The 16,497-nt window shown below is 34.9% G+C and carries 12 protein-coding genes; 1 reads left to right on the top strand and 11 read right to left on the bottom strand.

The genetic code is table 11. The features are described from left to right. Positions 1 to 400: 400 nt before the first annotated feature. From F6K27_RS28430 to F6K27_RS28410, 5 genes are all read right to left on the bottom strand, one after another. Positions 401 to 1,354 carry an ABC transporter substrate-binding protein gene (locus F6K27_RS28430; RefSeq protein WP_287238868.1) on the bottom strand — a complete coding sequence of 318 codons (954 nt, stop codon included), beginning with the start codon at positions 1,352 to 1,354 and terminating at the stop codon, positions 401 to 403. Positions 1,355 to 1,525: 171 nt separating this feature from the next. Next, complete coding sequence (locus F6K27_RS28425) at positions 1,526 to 4,933, bottom strand: TonB-dependent receptor domain-containing protein (RefSeq protein WP_287279370.1); 3,408 nt, start codon at positions 4,931 to 4,933, stop codon at positions 1,526 to 1,528. A gap of 165 nt (positions 4,934 to 5,098) precedes the next feature. After that, positions 5,099 to 5,815, bottom strand: coding sequence for a calcium-binding protein (locus tag F6K27_RS28420; protein WP_287279369.1), 717 nt, complete (start codon positions 5,813 to 5,815; stop codon positions 5,099 to 5,101). 117 nt (positions 5,816 to 5,932) lie between these two features. Beyond that, the gene (locus F6K27_RS28415; RefSeq protein ID WP_287279368.1) at positions 5,933 to 6,088 is read right to left on the bottom strand and encodes a hypothetical protein; all 156 of its coding nucleotides are present in this window, start codon (positions 6,086 to 6,088) and stop codon (positions 5,933 to 5,935) included. Between the two features lie 309 nt (positions 6,089 to 6,397). Continuing rightward, positions 6,398 to 7,741 carry an MFS transporter gene (locus F6K27_RS28410; RefSeq protein WP_287279367.1) on the bottom strand — a complete coding sequence of 448 codons (1,344 nt, stop codon included), beginning with the start codon at positions 7,739 to 7,741 and terminating at the stop codon, positions 6,398 to 6,400. Positions 7,742 to 8,261: 520 nt separating this feature from the next. Between F6K27_RS28410 and F6K27_RS28405 the strand changes: the two genes are divergently transcribed. Continuing rightward, a complete protein-coding gene (locus F6K27_RS28405) occupies positions 8,262 to 8,840 on the top strand; it encodes a hypothetical protein (RefSeq protein WP_287279366.1) in 579 nt (192 codons plus the stop codon). A 41-nt stretch (positions 8,841 to 8,881) separates the two neighbouring features. On the opposite strand, the gene F6K27_RS28400 is transcribed toward F6K27_RS28405, so the two are convergent. The 6 genes from F6K27_RS28400 to F6K27_RS28375 form a co-directional block, all read right to left on the bottom strand. Beyond that, positions 8,882 to 9,760: a cysteine peptidase family C39 domain-containing protein gene (locus F6K27_RS28400; RefSeq protein WP_287279365.1), complete on the bottom strand. Its 879-nt coding sequence runs from the start codon at positions 9,758 to 9,760 to the stop codon at positions 8,882 to 8,884. 488 nt (positions 9,761 to 10,248) lie between these two features. Continuing rightward, positions 10,249 to 12,951, bottom strand: a complete 2,703-nt coding sequence (locus F6K27_RS28395) for an SBBP repeat-containing protein (protein ID WP_287279364.1) — start codon at positions 12,949 to 12,951, stop codon at positions 10,249 to 10,251. A 288-nt stretch (positions 12,952 to 13,239) separates the two neighbouring features. Further along, positions 13,240 to 13,455 (bottom strand): hypothetical protein, encoded by a 216-nt coding sequence (locus F6K27_RS28390; protein ID WP_287279363.1) that lies wholly within the window; start codon positions 13,453 to 13,455, stop codon positions 13,240 to 13,242. A gap of 3 nt (positions 13,456 to 13,458) precedes the next feature. After that, entirely contained in the window at positions 13,459 to 14,217 is a 759-nt protein-coding gene (locus F6K27_RS28385) for a radical SAM protein (RefSeq protein ID WP_287279362.1), read from the bottom strand. A gap of 178 nt (positions 14,218 to 14,395) precedes the next feature. Continuing rightward, positions 14,396 to 15,292, bottom strand: coding sequence for a three-Cys-motif partner protein TcmP (tcmP, locus tag F6K27_RS28380; RefSeq protein ID WP_287279361.1), 897 nt, complete (start codon positions 15,290 to 15,292; stop codon positions 14,396 to 14,398). Between the two features lie 91 nt (positions 15,293 to 15,383). Further along, a complete protein-coding gene (locus F6K27_RS28375; protein ID WP_287279360.1) occupies positions 15,384 to 16,016 on the bottom strand; it encodes a hypothetical protein in 633 nt (210 codons plus the stop codon). Between the last annotated feature and the right edge of the window lie 481 nt (positions 16,017 to 16,497).

The following is a 16,497-nucleotide window of genomic DNA, read 5'->3' as shown; positions in this document are numbered from 1 at the left end:
TCGCAAGACCTTGTGTGATTCCAAGTCAATAGAGATGCTTAAACATTCCATCCGACTATTAATTCACTATCTTAAGTTTTGGGATTTGCCCGTTCCCTCTAGATTCATCCCGCAAATCTGCAACGCCCTTTTTTGACACTGCTTCTTAACAAGAAATAAAAATTATTCTCAATAATCAACAGATTTCAGAGCATAATTTTGCCCCAAACGGATTTTTTTTTGCCTAGTTATAATAAAATCCGGTTGTGCGAGATTGCTTCCTATCGTTGCTTCGGACAATTATTCAACCAAATTGGATACCAATCCTAAAACTGAAATTTCTACCTTTTCCCTGTTCCCTAAAAAAATTATTAATTGTTAATTATTGAACTATGTTCCTACCCTATACACTTTAGTATTGCTATTCCGAAAACACATCTGGATAAATCTTAGGCATAGTTTGATCTAACAACAGACCTAAACCACGAGTTCCCAAACCCATAATTTTCGCTGGGTTAGCACCATAAACCCGCCCATTTTTCACTGCTGTTAACTCTTGCCACAAAGGACTATCTGAATAATTTGCAAATTCTCCATAATTATCAACATCATAAGAGGAGATAAAAATCACGTCCGGTTCCAATTTTGTAAGTCTTTCTAGGGAAAAAGAAACACCACCATGTATTTCAACTAAATTGCTATTGTACTCAGGTGACAAACAATTAGCAACTTGATTCAGGAACCGACAGTTGAGAGCTTTGTCTGTAAATATGGCTAAATTTCCTGCTGGACTATGTATCAACAGAAAGGTTTGATTTTGGGGTGATTTAGCTTTGTAAGTTGCTAACTTATCCAGAAATTTTTTTGCTGCTGCTTCAGCTTCAACATTCTTCCCTGTAAGTTGTCCAACAGTTTTCAGGTTAGCGATCGCCTCTGAATAAGTTTCGGGCATCGCTAGCATATAAAAAGGAATAACTCCTTTGAGTGCTTCCCTTGTTTTCTTGTGTATAGGAAGGCCAATGATTAAATCAGGTTTGAGTTGGACAATTTGCTCTAAATTTGACTCTAGCTCACCTATACTAGCAATTTGGGAAAATTTTTTACCCTGCTCTCCAAACATATGAGGTTCTTGAACCCAATCAGCCATAGTTTGTAAAATCCCCGCTGGTTCTATTCCTAGTTCAGCTAAAATATCTAGGCAGACAGGATCGAGGCACAAAATACGCTCTGGAATTTTGTCTAAAACAATCTCAGTATTGGTAGAGTCAGTTACAGTTATGGCTTCCTCTGTCACTGTTTCAGGACTTTGCTGTTCAGACGATGTAGAACTAGAATTTGTAGTTGGGGAAGCACAACTGATTAAAGTTACAAGCATTAAAAAACTTATAGTAAAGCGAAATATACTTACAGCAGATTTCACTTTGGTGAGATCAGCTATCGCGGGCAAGATGCCCGCACTGGGAATATTTAATTTGTTATGTCTGTGCTTCATACCTATTAACTATTAACTACTGACTATTGACTACTGACTACTGACTACCGACTACTAAAAATCCAGAAAATAACGAATACTAAGAGACCTTCCGGGAGCTGCAAGATGCCTTTGTTCTTGAACGTCTGTAGAACGGAGTTGAGCAACAACAGGAAAATATTGATGGTTTAACAAGTTCTCAATACCTACCTCTAATCTGCCCAAACCAGTATCAAGAACGCTAATAAAATCTACTGTAGTATAACCAGCAATCCTAACTTGGTCTACTCCATCATCAAAAGCTCGATCGCGATTAGTTACATATAACAGTTGTAAGCGATTTTTCCAACTACGCAAAGTTTGATTCTCTAAATAGAATGTTAACTTCATCGGTTGTACCTCCAAAGTACTCAAAGGTTGCCAACTACGTTCTATCCCAGGAAAATCACCCTCACCTTCCATCCAACTCAATGTGCCACCAAGACTCCAGGTATTAGCTGGTTGCCAATCAAGAGTAGCTTCTACTCCATAGTTTCGTTGAGGAGTCCTCACAAACTGTGTAGTAAGTACACCAGGCTCCAGAAATAAATTTTGTCCTTTATCGGCATGGTTATAATAACCTGCCACAGTAAACTGCACTGAGTTCCAAGTGCCACGCACCCCAATTTCATAATTATCAACCTTTTCTGGTTCCACTACATTATCAATTGCAACATTAACGTCTCCCGGTTGACTACCCCCCAGAAAACTCAAACTAGGAATAGTAAAGCCTTGAGAAAAGTTAGCAAAGAAACTAATTGCTGATGAAGCCTTATAGAGAACTCCGAAATTAAATGCTACATCTGAAGCATCGCTTGAACCTCCTTCAAATTCCTCCAAAGGAATTCCTGCCAAAAAGTCAACGAAATTGGTAAATGGACTTCCTTGCCACCCGTCAACATTGGCATAGATCTTTTCATACCGCGCCCCTCCACTGAGTATTAATTTTTCATTGACATCCCAGTTTCCTTCAGCAAAAATTCCCAAGCTATTTAATACAAAACTAGGAGCTGTTCTGATACTCTCTGTGATATTTACTTCTCGCTCTCCATCAAAAGCTACTGGATCGGCCAACAATTCCCTGTTGTCATTTCTTTCATTTGTATAGTCAAAACCCCACCGTACACTTGCAGAATTATTAGCAATTGGTGTATTAATTTGAAATCTAGTTCCCACTTTGCTCTCAATTTGCCTAGCTTGTCTAACAAGAGGAGCGTCGGTGCCTACTTCTATATCTCCTAATAGAAGTGATATAAGTTCTCTGTTATCGCCAACTTTACTTGTTTGATCGGTTTGTTGAAAGAAGAATTGAGTATAAAGCTTAGAACCCCAAAAAATACTATCATCGTTATAAGTTGCACTAACATTATGATTTGTTGTTTCTGGTATTTCTTCATAATCAAGCTTACCCAATCTTAATTCTCTGGCTTTTTGGATACCAGGAATTGATACAATGGCAGGATCTGAAATATTTTCTGAGAATATGCGGTCATTATAAACGTTATAATTAAATGCTAGTTTTTGATCTTCACTTATATCTACCCCCAGTTTGGTGAGAAAATTTAAGCTCCTCGCTCCATCTAAAGGAATTGATGGAATTACATCCCCGTCAGCATCGTACAATCTATTATTCTGATTTAGTGATGTCTGTAACCGCCAGTCAAATATTCCTTGATTCCCAGAAAAACTATAGCTAGAGTTGTAACCTATTCCATTTCCCGGAAACGCTTCATCACCTATAGAATCGTTTATCCCTACTCGTGCTTGTTGTTGGAGTTTAAATTCTGTAGGTTCGCGAGTAATAATATTAATAATTCCCCCACTTCCTCCAGTTCCATAGATAGAAGATGGTCCACGAATCACTTCGATGCGTTCAATGGCCGACGGATCGATAATATTCACTCGCGAGCCACTTAAATTTGAGTTTTGAACAACTCCATCAATTAGAATTAATGCGGGACGACCCCTCATATTTTGAGCGCGAGCCCCCCGTTCCACTTGATTAGGAGGTCCATAACCGGGAACAAGTCTGCCCAGTACATCTGTCAAGCTATTGGTAGTACTAACTGCCCCTTGACTTTCTATCTGTTCACGATTGATGACTGTTGTACTACGGGGTATATCTTCTTGTTTTCTGCCAGTACGACTAGCACTAATTACTACTTCTATTTCATCAGTGACAGGATTTACACTTAGAGTTAGCCCTTCATCTGCAGAAACTATGGCTGCTGTTGGTAGGTCTGTTTCTCCTTCTATCGTTACTCTAATACTATTACCATCTATTGTTCTGGCTGTAATACCAGTAATACCTTTGATGGGATTTCTAGTTGAAAATTCTTCTGCATCTGGAAGAGCTAGTACAGCATTGGGAATATTAGCAATTAGAGTATTTCCATCTACGGAACTCCTGAGTTGTAATTTTTCTCCATTCAGGGTTTCTAATACAATCTCTATACCTTCTTCTGTGGTGTTAACTTCAATATTCGTTACTTGGATTATTTGTTGAGCTATTCTGATATTTTCGGAAAAGTTAGTAATAACTATATCTGGTTGGTATAGTGCTGATGCAATGGTTAGAGGCTGTTGAATTTCATTAGTGCGAAATATTTTTGAGGATTGTTGGTTTCGCTTTTGTTCAATTTGATTATTCGGTTCTCTTACATTTTCTTCTCTAGTATTAGAGGATGTTTTAAGGGTTGATAAATTAAAATTTTCAGAGATTTTTTCTGTTTGATTTTGTGAAACTAATCCAGGTGTAATTTCTTCTATTTCTTTAATTTTTTTCTGACTTTGTTGCTGTTTTTTATTTATATTTTTATTTGCTAGAGTTATAGGATTTTGTTCTTGTTCATTGTGTTTATTTTCCGTGATTTTAGATTTTATTCGCTCAACTTCTAGTTTTTTTTTCAGGAGTTCGTGCCTACTAATTAATGTTCGCTTTTCTGATATAGGAGGCAATAATGTTGAAGATTTTCCACTTGTAGGCAATTCTAGATAATTTTCATTTTGTATATAAGTTATTAATTCTGGTAATTTTAATGTATTGATTTGAGGAATTTCATTTTCTGTAGTGCTTACAGATATATCGATAAATCTTCCAGTAAACTTTTTATGATGTTTTTTTGTTAATATTTTTTCTTCTAATATGGGTGTTAAGGGTGATATCTGATTTGTCAAAATTGGGAATCTTTGATCATCTCCTTTTTTAGGTAGATTATCTAGTAGGATGGAAATATTATCCACATTATTAATGTAGATTTGCTGATCTGAATTGTTAATAGAATTATATAGATTGTTAGCCTGGGTATCTAATAGAATCAACTGATTTGAAAGTGGCAGTACCTTTGACTGTGCTGGTGTTGATACTAGCAATGATAAAGCTAAACCTAACCCTATTTCCTTTAATTTTGATTCATCCTTCACTTTTGATTTTATTAAATCCATTTTTTTCGTAAAACTACATAACATTCCTGTAATTTACCAGAAAAGCACCCTTATCACTACATATTAATTTAAGTCTTTTCTAAGATTTTGCCATGACTAAAGTAACTGTAAAATTCTGGCTATTTTTAATCTTTAATTGAGACTAAATCCAAGTATTTTATTCTCTTACAATTCAGGCAAATCAACAAAACTACTCCTAATATCTGCTTCCGTTGTCAGGAATATTCGAGCTATAGCTTGTCCACTTGGTGTCTGAAGTTCAAAATTTGTTACTCCTTCTGGAGCTACATTAAATAAGTCTTGAGAGAGTTGTGTCAAACTTAGTGCCTCTTCTAGGGAGAGTCCTGGAGGAAATAGTGGGAAAAAGTCATTTCTGCTTGTCTGTTCAGTAGGAACCTCAACTAAAATAATATCTTCTGGTCTTAAATCATCACCTACAAGTGCTAATCTATCACCCTCTGCAGGATTAAAATCTAGAAGTAGGTCTCCTCCATCAGTAGCATTATTATCTACTAATAGTACATATGTATCAGCACCCTCATTCCCTATAGGACCATCTATACCTTTGTCACCAAATAATACGTCATCTCCAGCACCGCCAACTAGCAGATCGGTCTCTCTGCCTCCAAATAATGTGTCGTTACCATCCCCTCCTGCAACTACATCTTGCCCCCTATTACCCAAAAGTACGTCATTACCACCTTCACCAAATAGTTGGTCGTTGTCTCTGCCTCCATATATTACCTCATCATCACTTGAACCAGTAACAGTATCATCGCCTCTCAAAGCCAAGATAGCATCAATATCAGGTCCCAATGCTCCTGGTAAAAAAGTACGGTTATCAGGACCGTCTGTTAACAATTCAAACATTAATTCTTCCATTCTTAAACTCTCCCTACTTTTTTTATATTGCTTTTCGACAAAAAACTAAGTTCTAATGATAACTAGATTCAGAGAATAATTTTGCCCCAAGCGGATTTTTTTCCATTTACGAATACCTCACTTTCTACAGGATTCATCATGGTCTGGTAAATTAATTTCCACATTTCGTAGTGGATTAAAACCACATCCCAAAATAGTGATCATGATGCTGCAACAACCAAGAATTGGTATTTGAAGCACCATGCCAGCACCCGCCAGTATCAAACAAACCACAAAATATTCCAGCTAATTAACCATATGTTTTCATTGCTGGTTCAAATATGTAGGCCAGCTAATACACCACTAACTTCTATACCTAATGGAACAGTTATTTGAGCTATTAAATAGCGGGCTGCAAAAACTTTACCTTGGATAGCAGGCTCTACTTTAGATCATCAAATTACTTGATTGAAGTTACCAGTTTTTATTCTCCCTACTTTTTTTACATTGCTTTTCGACAAAAAACTAAGTTATAATGATAACTACATTCAGATAAGAATTTTGCCTCAAACGGATTTTTTTTTGCCATTTATGGAATTAATCTCACTTTCTACTGGATTCATCATGGTCTGATAAATTAATTTCCACATTTCGTAGTGGATTAAAAGTATATCCAAAAATAGTGATTATGATGCTAAAACAACTAATAATTGCTATTTGAAGCGCCATACCTGCACCTGCACCAGTACCAAACACACCACCAAATATTCCAGCTAAGTAACCATCCGTTTTCATTGCTGGCTCAAATATGTAGTCAGCTAATACACCACTAACTACCATACCTAATGGAGCAATTATCTGAGCTATCAAATAGCGGGCAGCAAAAACTTTACCTTGAATAGCTGGCTCTACTTTAGATAGCCAAATTGCTTCATTGAAACTACCAGGCAATGGAATAAAAAAGCCAGCTGAAAATGCTGCTGGTATCCACATTGAAGAAGTTCGTCCCAATGCCAATAGTATTTTGGTTAATTCCCCTAGTCCAGTGCTAACTAAGAGACCATTAATCCTTAACTTTGGACCTCCCCAAAGAGTTAGAACTGTAGCACCTACTGATGCACCTACCCCGAAAGCCATTTGTATGCTGCCAAGCACTACTGTGTTAGTATTACTACGAGCTAAGAACATGGGACCTAAAATTGAGGGTCCAGAAGCTTGCCCTAGAAAATTGGAAATTAGCAAAAAGATTATCAGAGATAATAAACCCTTTCTCTGAAAGATATAACGAAAGCCAAATGTCAACTCCTGCCAATGCTGATTTTTACCACGAGAGTTTTCTACTTCAGAAGTCTTAGGTTGAGGAATATGTACGAACCACAGAATACTAACAGCTACGAGAAAGCTCATAATATCAATAGTAAGGATTCCTGTCAAACCAATTAAAGGGTAAAGAACTCCTGCACAAGCAGGACTTAAAACCAAAGAGATACCATACTTAATTGACATCATTGCCGAACCTCTGGCATAATGCTCCTTAGGCACAATTGTAGACATGGAAGCAGAAAAAGCCAGACGTTGCAAATAACCAAATAATCCGTTAATAACTCTTGTCAAGTATATATGCCAGATTTCTAAGTTATTGCTTAGAAATAGTAGTAGGATAGTAATTGTGGACAATCCTGCTATCATATCGCCAACAATCATAAGTTGTTTACGATTCCAACGATCTACTAAGATTCCAGCAAAAGATGATGCGATTAATGTGGGTATGTGAGAAAAGAAGTAGATTAAAGATAAAGGTGTTGCTTTACCTGTTAATTCCCATGCCCAAATTCCGATCGCAAAATTTGTCATTTCTGAACCAATGGCAGATACAAATTGCCCCCCCCAAATTGTTAGGAAAGTACCGAGACTACTAGGTGTTTTTTTTGACTCTGTGGTGGTCATGTATTTATTTACTATTTTGTTTATACATTGAGATATAGTGCAACGCGCAACTAAGAAGTAATCTATGCACTGAATTTTTCCAGCGGAAATCATCCGCAAACAACATTTAGCAATGTCCGTTCCCTTTGCTTCGACTGCGTATATATCTGAAAAAAAACTATTGAAAGAAAGAGATAAGAAGCAACTTCAAGTCAGAAATTAAATAAACTCTGATAAAAATTTAGCTTTTTCTTTAAGTAATTACTATTCCTACTGACTACTCACTCCTAAATTAACTATAATTAACTATACCGATACTACCTGAGTTGATATAAGTATTCAACCAGACATAATTACGACTTACATAGTATAACGTATTTCCGTCATTGCGACCCATAGGGTTTGCGGAGCAGTACGGAACGGAAAGCAATCTCAAGCGCTACTTTTTCGTGCCTCGTTCGTAAGTCCTGATAATATTAAACGGATTTGATATCTATGAGCTATAAGTAGAGATATAACCAAATTAGCTTACTGTTTCGATATGAATAACAAATTTTTGCTCGCTATTATCTCCTTATATTTTGGCCTTAGTTTTACCTATCCAGCAATGGCCTTCAATAATGTTACTAACATCAAAACTGAACAAAAAAGCTTAGACGAAAATCAAATTATATTAGCCGATCGCAAAGAGAGGTATCGTATTCGAGCGCGTCAAAAGGAAGATGAGTACCGACAAAGAAAAAGGCATGAATTCCATGAAAGAATCGACCGGAGGATTAAACATGAGATGGATAAACCTCATAACCGAAGTCTTCCCAAAGCAGAAAAAGAAAGAATTATTCAAGAAGCTCACGACGATCTAGACCGCAGACTTGACCGCAGATGGAATACTTTAGAAAATTATCGAGAACGAAAAAGACGCGACAGATACCACCGAGATTATGATTATGGGCGAAGACGTGACAGGTACGACCGAGATTATGATTATGGGCGAAGACGTGACAGATACGATCGCGATTATGATTTTTATAAGAGAAATTGCGACTATTATGGCAATTGTAACTACTTTGAAAATCGCCCTAGAAACATTAGACTAAAGTACTATCCCAACCGTGATTAAAAGTCTAAAAAAAATTGAATTATTGTCAGCATTTCCTATTGTTAATTACTGAACATCATCTTTAGATTTACTCCAAAAACTCTTTGCCCTAAGACCACAACTTTCCCTGTCCAATATTCTTGCATCTGGTCAAAAGTCTTAAGCTGTTGGCCATAGAGTGGGTTGCCAATAGTTACTATTTGTGCTATTGCATCAACTTGCAAGAGTACGACTGTGTGTTGAATATATCCGCCATTCACTGGTTCGTTAACGTGTAGCAGGGCTGGTAAGTTCAGGTTTATTAGGTCTGTAGTTTTTAGTGAATCTCGAAAATGGGGCGCTAAACCTAGACTACGCAAAGCTCTCATTTCAGCTAAGGTGCTAGTTCCGAATCTGTTTGTGCCTGTCAGGATAATTGCGTCCTTTTCCGAGAAGTTGGGAAAAGTACCAGTTATCCGAGCAATTGTAGCGATGCTAGCAGGAGCGCAAGTGTAGCTTGTTGTCTGTAATACGACTTCTTCAACCACTACTGGTTCCCCTAATAAATTAGTGACGGGAAGAGAATAATGGATCAGTCCTGCTAATGGAATTGTGATTATTATTACTGCTAAAATTAGCTTTTGTAAACGTTGGCGATCGCCATGAATAGGTAATTCCAGACCTAGTAAAAAACCTACGCTAAACCATCCTAGACCCAAGACAAAATCATTAGTATATTCTCCAATGTATAACAAAATAATTTGGGGAAACAATTTTAGATTAGCTTTGGCACTTAGTAAAAATGTGATGATAACTGTAGCTAGGAATATTAATATTATATAAGTTAATCTTTGATGATTTACTAAGGCATTTTCTGCTGTTATTCCTCTATCTGCTAACTTCTTACCTAAATATAATCCTAGTATTATTGAAACCAAGCAAATTAAAGCAATTACAATCATTTTTTTGAGATTTTATGGGAAAATACATTAGGCATCTCCAGAAACTAAGTTTTAGCAATTGAATTGCAAAGGTTTGAGGTTAATTTTGGAGAAGTATATTAATTCAAGATATGGTATCATTTCTGCTTGAATACTTACTCTTTGCTCGAAGGAATGATTGGCTGTTTATTAGGAATTGCCGAAAATCCTCTAATATCATGTTTGTTGGTATAGGAGGGTGTCATTTCAGTTATCAGTTATCAGTACCTCTGGCGCTCACCATCGGGATTGAAATAATGAAATTTATTCTTTTCATCCCCTTAAAAGGCTATGCTTTATAAACATCTTTCTTAACATAAAACTTGACAAAATAGACGAGTTGTGTGTATGTCTTTGAGCGATTTTTTTAGGAGAACAGTGTATTGAAAAATATATTTTTTTGAGCACTGTAGAAAATTTTGGTATACATTTAGACTTCTAACTTCTAACTTTTAACTTTTGACTTGATACTAATTTCCCGATCGCCCTTCAGCTTCACCAAACAATATAAAATGTTCAAACCCACTGTTAAAAACACCATTTTCTACTGCTAAAGCTACACCAGGATTGGAAGCTAGATAAAATCCTTCATCAAATGCAGTAGCTTTTTCATCACGTCCTTCAAAAAAACCAACATTAATAAAATGATCGAAGCCACTATTAAAAACATTATTATTTACTGCTTCTGCCACTCCTGGATTTTCAATTAAATAAGTAGTTTCATCAAATAAAAGACTGGGGTTGCGCCCTTGAAATTGACCTTGATTAATAAAGTGATCTAAACCATTTGTAAATAAACCATTTTGCACAAATCTGGCTACATCAACGTTATTTTCTAAATAAAATTCCTCATCAAAATATATCTCTATTGGATTAATTTGTTGTTCCGTCAAATACTGAATAAAATTCTGGAAAATTTCAGGTGGCGTAACATCTGAAATAATCTTAGCCACAAAAGCATTAGATTCTAAACCGAAATTATTCAAAGCATCAATAACTGGAAAATCTATAGAATCAGAAAAACCAACCACATAAGTATTCTGAGCAGGGTCTATAACAATACCATTTCCAGATTCATTCCCCACACCACCAATAGTTGCAGAAAAATCTAAAAACAATCCACTACTAGAAACTTTACTAACAAAAGCATCATCTGGTAATCCCAAACCAACCCCTTCTTGAAACTCATTAATAACCGGAAAATTCACAGAAGCAGTACTACCAGTCACATAAGCATTACCCAAATTATCCACAGCAATATCATTAGCAAATTCACTATTATTTCCACCTAAAAAACTCGCATATCCCAAACTACCATTACGATTAATTTTCATCACAATAGCATCACTACTACCGCCTCCAAAGAAATTTTGAAATCCACTCAAAGCAGGAAAGTCTCCCACAGGAGAAGTAGCAATATCACCCTCAAGAATACGAGTTCCTGTTGTACCAGAAACATAAATATTTTCAGCTAAATCTATGGCAATACCACTACCAGAATCACCATCACCCCGACCATAAAAAGTTGAGAAAAGTAAGTCGCTACCTTCTGGATTTAATTTAGTAATAAAAATATCGCTATCTCCCCCATAAAAATTTTGCAGTGGATTCTGGAGTGGGAAGTCAAAAGACCTAGTTGAACCTGTTATATAAGCATTACTATTATTATCAACTTCAATATCAATTGCTGAATCAAAATCTATCCCACCTAATAAAGTAGAATATTCTAATGTTTTGCCATTTCTGGATAATTTAGTTACAAAAGCATCGCGATTTACATTATTAGTAGTTTCGGTTTGAAAGGCATCTTCTGTAGTAGGAAAGTCGGCAAAACCTGGAATTGGGTCTGCCGGAAATGGGGAAAAACCACCCGTACTTCCTGTTACAAAAGCATTACCATTATTATCTACAGCAATACCTCTACTAATATCTTCATCTCGACCGCCAAGGTAAGTAGAATATTGTACACTATTACCTAAACTAGAAAGTTTTGTCACAAAAGCATCGCCGTTAAAACTACCTCCACCATAAGTAGTTTGCAAGGCATTAACTGTTAGGAAATCTAGAGAATTAGTATTACCTGTAACGTAAACTCCGCCTGCTATATCTACAGCAATATCTGTACCAAATTCATCATTACTTCCTCCAAAATAAGTAGACCAAAGAACAGTTCCATTTTGGTCGAGTTTAGTGACAAAAGCATCGTTATTAAATACAACTCCCCCACCATTAAAGTCTGATTGAATAGCATTTATTGTGGGAAAATCAACGGAGGTAGTATCTCCTGTTATATAAACATTTCCAGCAACATCTACCGCAATACCATTGCCACGGTCAAAACCATTTCCTCCGATTAATGTGGAATATTCTACAGTGGGGTCGATAATTAATTCATAGTTTGGATTATATTCTCCAATGTTGAATCCTACTTGATTATTTTCGAGGAGTTCATAGGCAACTCCGACTTCAATTTGCTGACCATTTATTTCTTGATAAGCAATTGGGGGTGCTTCAGTTAATTCTCCAAATTCAGTATCTATAGATAAAGTACCGTCAGCAAGAATATTAATTTCTTCTATTCCACTATAGTTAAGAATAATTTGAGCAGGATTGATGTTGGGAGAAACAATAAAATCACTTTTTAGGTTGCCGTCGATACTACTATATATTAGGTCGATACCTGGATATAAATTTTCATATTCAATAGCTGCATAAGTCGGAATATTTGTGTATGAATTATATAAATCATCAGAGTTATTACCTTGGAAAAAATTGGCAATTCCCGGCAGTTGATTTAGGGGATTTATATTGGGGTTAGAGTTAGCATTTTGGAAATTTAACTTCACTACATCTGAGGTTGTTTGACCTTCTATATTTTGAGTTGCAGCAAAGATAATTTCATCTTGAGCAAATAATAAATCATAGTTATTTGCTTTTGCTAAATACTCAACTTCAGTATTGTTAATTTGTCCTGCATTTTCGATAAAACTAATGTCTGTTAGGGGATCATTATTGATGGATAAATCCGTCGCAGGTGTATCAAATTTTTGTACTTCTAGTTCTGAGGGTAAAATTTCTGGACTAGAGGCAATATTTTGATTATTATTTATGTCAACTTCAGGCAGATTAATTAAAGGTAATCCTACTAATTGATTTTCTGACAAATCTATCATTAATTTTCTCTAATAAAATCAAGAACAAGATGAGCAGTAACTTGTAATTTTTCCAAGTGTGAAAAAAGTCTATTTAGGCTAAAACTTATTAAATAGCTATTTTTTGTATGTTGTTTTATATAAAATACGGTTATACAGTTATCGAACTTTCTACTTCCATTCAATGCAGACATAAAATGCCAGAATATTCCCAGATAATTCCAACTTTCATCCTTTCTTCCTACTGACTCCTGACTCCTGACTCCTGACTCCTCTCATCATACAATAACTAATTATCCGGATACTATATTAGTGTTTTTTTCTTTTATAAGAAACTTTTTCCTCCTGCCATTTTTCTATTGTCGGCAGATATAACCAACGATTTAATTTTTCTGCTGCTACATAACCTTTTAATTCTGGGTCTGGCCAAATATGAAGCTTATCTAAACATCCAATACTTTTAGCTGCTTCTTCCACCTCTTCCCATTGTTTAATAAAATTTTCTGCCCACGATTTTTTAGTCATAATTTAACTAGCAAATTCTAAACCTGCCACTATCATACGTTTACCATTACTTCCACGAACATTAATAGATTCCCAAAATATTACTTCTGGCTCAATTTTCATAATTTGTTCTAAATTTATTTTAAAATCATCTAATGTCATTATCGGAGGAGTGGGAGCCATAGCTACATACAATCTACATCCAGCTTGATGACCTTTTTGTAAGGCTTCATAGCGCTTAGAAGGCGGAGGTGATTTTGGTTCAATTTTGAGACTAAGTTCATCATTTAAAAATGGTAAACTCATGCCAACTGTAATATTAGGTTGATTGAGAATATCTAAATCATTTATCCATAAAGGACTACGAGTTAAAATTCTTACTCTTCTCTGATTTTTAGATAATATTTCGATAGTTTGACGAGTAATTTTTGCTGTTTGATAATTTTGATATGGGTTGGTTCCAGAACATAATAAAACTACTCCTTTTCCTTCTGGTGTTTCGCGCCATTTTTTTTTACGATTTAATTTTTCTTCTAATTTCTGAGGTATATTTTCTCGAACTAATAAATATTTTCCCCAATCCATCTGAGGATTACTAATTCCTTTTTCTTGTAATTCCTTTTGTTTTGTCCGAATTGCCGGAGTTGAAGGTACATAACAAAATGTACATCCATGAAGACAACCAGATGCTATATTAATTACATAATTACATAATCCTTTCTTTTTGAGGGCACTTTCTTGAAGGGGATTAACAATTTTTTCTGAGCCTTTAATAATAGACATTGCCAGTACTCCCAAATAATTTGTATCATGTATTTTGGCATTTGCAGTCTTTTAATTTGTACCTAAGCTAATATTTAAAATTAAAATAAAGTTATTTATTCCCTGTACATCTAATTATATCTTTTTTTTGCAAATTTTGTACATATTTTTCTCTTACTATTTGATCTTTTATGATAATTTATATTTCTTTATATTGTAATAATCTGTTTATTAATAAGTATTCAAAGTTATCTTTGGTTGCATGATGTTTCTCCATATAATCATTGCATATTTGTCCGAAAGTTCCTTCGTAACCATTTCTAATATTCTGACCTAAGTCTTTTTCTAAAAGATTTATACAAGATTCGTGGTTTTCTAGAGAACTTTCTATGCAAAAATCTAATTTTGGCTGTTGCTCATAATAGTCAATAGTTTTTAATCCAAAACCATAAACCTTAAACTCAAATAAATGGTGTAAATTATTGTACTTCCACAAAGTTTCTTTCATTACTTGTAAGGCAGTTATATTCTGATAAAAATGCATTAAATAATATAAGACATCTATATAACCTTTAGGTATTAGAGAAAATGTATGTATATGTTTAGTGTTTCCTTTATCTCTAAATAATCTGAGAGACTCATTCCTTAAATAGCGTTGCCCACTAACTCTATCAAATAGTTTTAAATTTTCTGATTCATAATACCCACTTGCTTCTAGAATTTTATTAAAATTGACTGTATCAATACCATTTTTGCCAATAACAAATCTTTTTAAATCTCTAATCATATAGGTATAGAGAATTTCTGAACCCTTGAGAGTATTTATGCGCCTGATACTACTCATGGATACATGACTCCATCGAAAAGGATCAATTAAAAAGAAGGAATGACCTTTGCGATTTTCAGCTATATTTATACAATGAGAAACAGCATTTTCAAAATCACTACAAATAAATCCACACTGCTCAATTAAACTACCAAAATATCCATAAATTTCATGTTGTTGTTCATTTACTAATTCTTCTAGAGCTGCTTCTAACATAGAATAATTTTTAAAGCAGTCTATATGATTTTTATTGTTATCTATAGAACCCATTTGGGTTCTCGAAGAAATTAGGCGATCGCCAGGGATTACTTCTAACTTCTAACTTCTAACTTCTGACTTCTGACTTCTGAGTTGCGCTATATCACCCACCAGTAACAGTCACGGAATAATTAAATTTAAAAGGTTTAAAACTTTTTCCATCTTTGGCACTCCCAATAATTTCTAAATCATAAACACCAGCTTTGGGAAAAGTAATTTCTGCTCCTGGTATCTCTTGATATTGCTCAGTATCAATACCTTTTAATTCTGGATTCATTATCGGTTTACTTTCAGCATTACGAGGTTGAGAATAAACATTTAACTGACAATCACATTCACTAAAAGGAACATTTTTTCCACCTTTACGAGTTAAAGCAAACCAGGCTAAAGAAGATTTGCCTACCTTTGGATTATGATTGGGAGTAATGTGAAAAGTACAAGCCACATCTTCAGAAACTTCAACATTATGAGCTTGAAATTTGAAAAAGGAATGAACTGGTTTGGTCAGTTTTTGAGACTCTAAAATAGAATCTTTATTTTTTGCTGAAGCAAACTGGAAGTCATTTATTTTTTGACTGTATTTAGATAAATATATATGCTCTAAATCATATTTTTTTTGATTACTAAAAATAAATTTTGGCGAAAGATAGTCGCTAAGTTTTGTAATTTCTCTACCAAAAGAAGAAATCAAAATTAGTAAAGAAACATTCAGGCTAATTTTTAACAATAAAAACATTTTTTTACCTTCTCCGAAATTTATTATCAAATAGTATTTTTGGCTATATTTAGCTTGTTTGAAGTTCTCATATTACCTCAGAATTATCTTTTCATATAGAATCCGGTTATACAGTATATGTTTATAATTCTATCCACACTTCAATTTCCCCTACTCCCCTACTCCCCCAAATATATAATAAGTATTCAACCGAATTTGATATCAGTGGTGGGTTTACAGCACTTTGCGACTCTATGAGGTAGACTCATCGCGGGCAAGATGCCTGCACTACAATATTTTCAGCATTTACCCTGTAAATCATTTGCCCGAAATATCCTGTAATACCTCACCGTCAATGAGGGTACTTAAAATTGTGGCGTTGCTGAATTAAGGTATGATTGTAGAAAAGTAGCGATCGCGCTCACTATCAAATAATTTATATTATTTGAATAAGGAGTTGGCACATCTCTAAATTTGAGAAGCGTGAATTAATAATTGAATA

The sequence above is a fragment of the Okeania sp. SIO2F5 genome, from assembly GCF_010692685.1.
Lineage (GTDB): Bacteria > Cyanobacteriota > Cyanobacteriia > Cyanobacteriales > Microcoleaceae > Okeania > Okeania hirsuta.
The sequence above is the reverse complement of the archived record's forward strand: the minus strand, read 5'-3'. Positions and strand labels throughout refer to the sequence as shown.

Coding starts and splice junctions, on each gene's coding strand:
- F6K27_RS28430 (WP_287238868.1), bottom strand. CDS start 1,354: ATGCTTGTAACTTTAATCAGTTGTGCTTCCCCAACTACAAATTCTAGT.
- F6K27_RS28425 (WP_287279370.1), bottom strand. CDS start 4,933: ATGGATTTAATAAAATCAAAAGTGAAGGATGAATCAAAATTAAAGGAA.
- F6K27_RS28420 (WP_287279369.1), bottom strand. CDS start 5,815: ATGGAAGAATTAATGTTTGAATTGTTAACAGACGGTCCTGATAACCGT.
- F6K27_RS28410 (WP_287279367.1), bottom strand. CDS start 7,741: ATGACCACCACAGAGTCAAAAAAAACACCTAGTAGTCTCGGTACTTTC.
- F6K27_RS28405 (WP_287279366.1), top strand. CDS start 8,262: ATGAATAACAAATTTTTGCTCGCTATTATCTCCTTATATTTTGGCCTT.
- F6K27_RS28400 (WP_287279365.1), bottom strand. CDS start 9,760: ATGATTGTAATTGCTTTAATTTGCTTGGTTTCAATAATACTAGGATTA.
- F6K27_RS28395 (WP_287279364.1), bottom strand. CDS start 12,951: ATGATAGATTTGTCAGAAAATCAATTAGTAGGATTACCTTTAATTAAT.
- F6K27_RS28390 (WP_287279363.1), bottom strand. CDS start 13,455: ATGACTAAAAAATCGTGGGCAGAAAATTTTATTAAACAATGGGAAGAG.
- F6K27_RS28385 (WP_287279362.1), bottom strand. CDS start 14,217: ATGTCTATTATTAAAGGCTCAGAAAAAATTGTTAATCCCCTTCAAGAA.
- tcmP (WP_287279361.1), bottom strand. CDS start 15,292: ATGGGTTCTATAGATAACAATAAAAATCATATAGACTGCTTTAAAAAT.
- F6K27_RS28375 (WP_287279360.1), bottom strand. CDS start 16,016: ATGTTTTTATTGTTAAAAATTAGCCTGAATGTTTCTTTACTAATTTTG.